The sequence below is a fragment of the Ferroplasma sp. Type II genome (assembly GCF_000496155.1).
This window is the reverse complement of sequence record NZ_KI542822.1, coordinates 2,627-4,079: the sequence shown is the minus strand read 5'-3', so window position 1 is coordinate 4,079 and position 1,453 is coordinate 2,627. Positions and strand designations below refer to the sequence as shown.

The window sequence follows — 1,453 nt, the reverse complement described above, 5'->3', positions numbered from 1 at the left end:
CAAAGCATCCTTTGTGTTTTTTGAGAAATTCCTGATCAGTGATCCCATGCCGCCCAATATATTTCCACTTCCGGGAAGAACAACGGAATATAATACATTGTTTTCTACGGATTCAGTGAATGCGTGGTCATCCATGTATACCCCATCAATCGCCCTGCCAAGAGGCATCATTGAATCAAGTTTGTCATTTGCCTCACTCTCTAATCCCGGTTCACCTGCCCTGTCCAGTCCAATATGGCTGTGTGGGTCAATGAATGCAGGGGTTACAACGCCTTCCTCAAGAATTTCGCAATCCGGCTTATTCCTGGATACTTCCATTATGCTGTCTCCATCGAAACTTACATAAACATTTTTCTGCACTCCCTTACCATCATAAAGCAAATTCGCCTTCACCGCTTTCATAACATAATATAAGACTATTTAATTTAAATTTAATCCATTGAGCAGTCCAGCAATTCATTAAAATATCTACAAAAGCAGAGTATTATTAACAAAATATAAATATTAAATTATGTCTAACACCATGTTAAGTAATTTATATTACCATAGTTAAGGGCCTACTACCTAACTCCCCCGTGGCTTTCATGTTCAACCCATAGGTTTTCATCTTTTCTTTTACATTTTTAAATTGATCTTGTATATTTTTTATTTCATAATATAAATTTTTTAAGGCAATTTATAATTTACAGAAATTTACTTACTCTACCAATTATCGTATAACATACGATTTCATGAAAAATAATTAGGCAAAATTATTGAAAAATTATTACTGGTAAAATCATATGGCTGGAAATCCTAATAATATAATAGCCACATATACTATAAAACCTGTTAAACCTCCAATTTTTATAGATATTTTATAATTTTTTGTAATAATATCAAGGATAATTATTAATATAATACTCATTATAACAGAAATTACTAAATTATTAATGGGATCATAATAGTCTGGCAATAAAGTTGCAGGAGCTGAAGAGAGATTAAATAATCTATTAATTATAAAATAGTATCCAGGAAGATAATTTTCAGGAAATAACCATAAACGAAATCGTAGTTCAATGGAAATAATAAATGATATTGATATTGAAAATATAATAGATTTTATTGTAGAAGGGTTTGGGAGGTATTTTTTGTACACTATAAATAATACGATTGCAAGAAGGGAGAAGAAAATAAGTAAAATACTGTTTTCGTTTATCCAATAATATAAATTATTTATTATATTTAACATTTTTACACCTCATGTTGACACTATATATTCTCTATAACAATTATTGGAATCAGCTGATATCTGGCTATTGACCACTACTGTATTCTTATATACCGTCCATTGATTAATATCTGGAGCATAGGACCATATTTCATTGTGTATATAACCAGTATATGTCCCAGAGCTAAGTGTTATTTTTGTACAAACAGAGCTACGCCAGCTGGTGCCAAAATATCCCTGAAA

2 protein-coding genes and 1 pseudogene are annotated in these 1,453 nt (G+C 31.0%); all 3 read right to left on the bottom strand.

All coding sequences use genetic code 11. The features are described from left to right. Positions 1-402: pseudogene (locus AMDU4_RS13150) on the bottom strand (imidazolonepropionase); the annotation flags it as partial. Between the two features lie 376 nt (positions 403-778). Then, positions 779-1,231, bottom strand: a complete 453-nt coding sequence (locus AMDU4_RS13145; protein ID WP_021788058.1) for a hypothetical protein — start codon at positions 1,229-1,231, stop codon at positions 779-781. A 9-nt stretch (positions 1,232-1,240) separates the two neighbouring features. After that, the coding region (locus AMDU4_RS13140) for a hypothetical protein (RefSeq protein ID WP_290705472.1) at positions 1,241-1,453 on the bottom strand (213 nt) is incomplete at its 5' end.

Excerpts from the sequence above, each read along its gene's own strand:
- AMDU4_RS13145 (WP_021788058.1), bottom strand. The coding sequence starts at position 1,231 with ATGTTAAATATAATAAATAATTTATATTATTGGATAAACGAAAACAGT.